This is a genomic window from Gordonia sp. UBA7860 (assembly GCF_002500165.1).
Lineage (GTDB): Bacteria > Actinomycetota > Actinomycetes > Mycobacteriales > Mycobacteriaceae > Gordonia > Gordonia sputi.
On record NZ_DLSO01000161.1, the window covers coordinates 1 to 2,793 of the forward strand.

Sequence of the window (2,793 nt, forward strand, 5' to 3'; positions counted from 1 at the left end):
CGCGGCGCTCACCCTTGCGCATCGGGGGAAGCCAGACGACCCGGGCGGGAATCAGCGTCGTTGCCGGGTCAAGCGTCTCGGGATCGACTTCGTCGAGTGTGCGCACCGGGGCGTCGGGATGTCTGCTCGACGCCCATTCGGCGACGGCCTCGCGTTCACAGTTCGTTCGAACCTCGGCGAGCACGATTGCGGCCAATGCGTTCCCCTCCCGTGTTGACATCACTGAATCGACAACAGTTCAGTGAACTGTGACCCACCACACACTAATACCCCTTCCGTTCGTCACGCACATCGGACTAATGCTGTGACGAATCCCCGTGGCGTGGCCCACATCAGGCACCGGGACGTGGGAGGGTCGCTGACCGGCCGCGATAGGATTCGCACGTGAGCAAACCAGCCCTTGCTCCGGAGTTTCGCTATGCCGAATTGCTACCCTCCGGCGCCGATGACACGCCCTATCGCCTGATCACCACCGAGGGGGTCTCGACGGTCGACGTCGACGGCCAGACCTTCCTCAAGGTCGCGCCCGAAGCCCTCGAACGCTTGACGTCCGAGGCGATGCACGACATCAGCCACTACCTGCGCCCCGCACACCTGCGGCAGTTGCGCAAGATCATCGACGACCCGGAGGCGTCGGGCAACGATCGTTTCGTCGCGCTCGATCTGCTCAAGAACGTGAACATCTCCGCGGGCGGCGTACTGCCGATGTGCCAGGACACCGGCACAGCGATCGTCATGGGCAAGAAGTCCGAGGGGGTGCTGACCGGCGTCGACGACGGCGAGTGGATCTCACGCGGCGTCTACGACGCGTACACCAAACTCAACCTGCGCTACTCACAGCTCGCGCCGTTGACGACATACGACGAGAAGAACACGGGCACCAATCTGCCTGCGCAGGTGGAGATCTACTCGACCCAGCAGGGGCCGAAGGGACCTGAGTACAAGTTCCTCTTCATGGCCAAGGGCGGCGGCAGCGCCAACAAGTCGTTCCTGTTCCAGGAGACCAAGGCGATCCTCAACCCCGACCGCCTGCTGACCTTCCTCGACGAGAAGATCCGGTCACTGGGTACCGCCGCCTGTCCGCCGTACCACCTCGCCGTCGTCATCGGCGGGACGTCGGCCGAATTCGCCTTGAAGACAGCGAAATACGCATCGGCGCACTACCTCGACACGCTGCCCACGGAGGGCTCGATGTCGGCGCACGGCTTCCGGGACGTCGAGCTCGAGGAGGAGGTCTTCAAGCTGACCCAGTCCTTCGGCATCGGCGCCCAGTTCGGCGGCAAGTACTTCTGCCACGACGTCCGGGTCGTGCGTCTGCCGCGTCACGGCGCATCGTGCCCGGTGGCCATCGCGGTCTCGTGCTCGGCCGACCGCCAGGCACTGGGCAAGATCACCTCCGAGGGCGTGTTCCTCGAGCAGCTCGAAACCGATCCGGCGCAGTACATGCCGGACGCCGGGGTCGCCGAGGACATCGAGGGAGGGCAGGTCGTCGAGATCGACCTCAACCGGCCGATGCCGGAAATCCTCGCCGAACTGTCGAAGTATCCGGTCAAGACTCGACTGTCGCTGACCGGGCCCCTCGTCGTGGCTCGCGATATCGCACACGCCAAGATCAAGGAACGCCTCGACGCAGGCGAGCCGATGCCGCAGTATCTGCGCGATCACCCCGTCTATTACGCGGGTCCGGCCAAGACTCCCGAGGGCATGGCGTCGGGTTCGTTCGGACCGACGACGGCGGGTCGCATGGACTCCTATGTCGAGCAGTTCCAGGCCGCGGGCGGATCAATGGTCATGTTGGCCAAGGGAAATCGCTCCAAGCAGGTCACCCAGGCATGCGACGCCCACGGGGGCTTCTACCTCGGTTCGATCGGCGGCCCGGCAGCTCGCCTCGCCCTCGATTGCATCAAGAGCCAGGAGGTCATCGAGTACCCGGAGCTCGGGATGGAAGCGGTCTGGAAGATCGAGGTCGAGAACTTCCCGGCGTTCATCGTCGTCGACGACAAGGGCAACGACTTCTTCACCGACCCGTCGGGGTCGGTCACCGTTCCGCTGAACGGCGTGCGGGTTCGTTCGAAGGAGCGCTGAGCGAGCGCAGCGCAGCGATCAGGGGTCACTGAGCGAGCGCAGCGCAGCGATCAGGGGTCACTGAGCGAGCGCAGCGCAGCGATCAGGGTTACTGAGCGAGCGGTCGTGCGGCGGCGCCGATCTTGCGCGCCGTGGTGCACGGCCGCTCGCATACCTGTCCCCAACCGAGACGCAGCGTGAGTCTCGCCGCGCCGACCGCGGCGTCGAGGTCTCGGTCCCGGCTCACCGGGTCGTCGTGCCCGAGTCGCAGTTTTTGCCGTACACAGGTGCCACATTCTGGCACCTGTGTACGGCAGACGCGGCCCCGCAACCCGCGGCGAGTAGCGTGGATTGAGGTAGTCCTAACCCACCGCAGACATCCGGAGGACGCATCAGATGAGCGAGCAGCAGTACCGCATCGAGCACGACACCATGGGCGAGGTCAAGGTACCCGTCGACGCACTCTGGCGCGCACAGACGCAACGCGCCGTCGAGAACTTCCCGATCAGCCACCGCCCGCTCGAGCGAACGCAGATCCGTGCGATGGGACTGCTCAAGGCCGCCTGCGCGCAGGTCAACAAGGACCTCGGCCTGCTCGACGCCACCAAGGCCGACGCCATCATCGCCGCTGCCAAGGAGATCGCCGAGGGCAAGCACGACGACCAGTTCCCCATCGACGTGTTCCAGACCGGGTCGGGTACCAGCTCGAACATGAACGCCAACGAGGTG

General features: G+C 65.2%; 3 protein-coding genes. 2 read left to right on the forward strand and 1 reads right to left on the reverse strand.

What is annotated here, in order from left to right:
• Window positions 1–196: hypothetical protein (locus B3T59_RS20090; protein WP_287004953.1), on the reverse strand; the 196-nt coding region annotated here is incomplete at its 3' end.
• Window positions 197–384: 188 nt separating this feature from the next.
• On the opposite strand from B3T59_RS20090, the gene B3T59_RS20095 reads away from it, so the two are divergent.
• Window positions 385–2,085, forward strand: coding sequence for a fumarate hydratase (locus B3T59_RS20095; RefSeq protein ID WP_064863613.1), 1,701 nt, complete (start codon window positions 385–387; stop codon window positions 2,083–2,085).
• A gap of 375 nt (window positions 2,086–2,460) precedes the next feature.
• Window positions 2,461–2,793: lyase family protein (locus tag B3T59_RS20100; protein ID WP_287004952.1), on the forward strand; the 333-nt coding region annotated here is incomplete at its 3' end.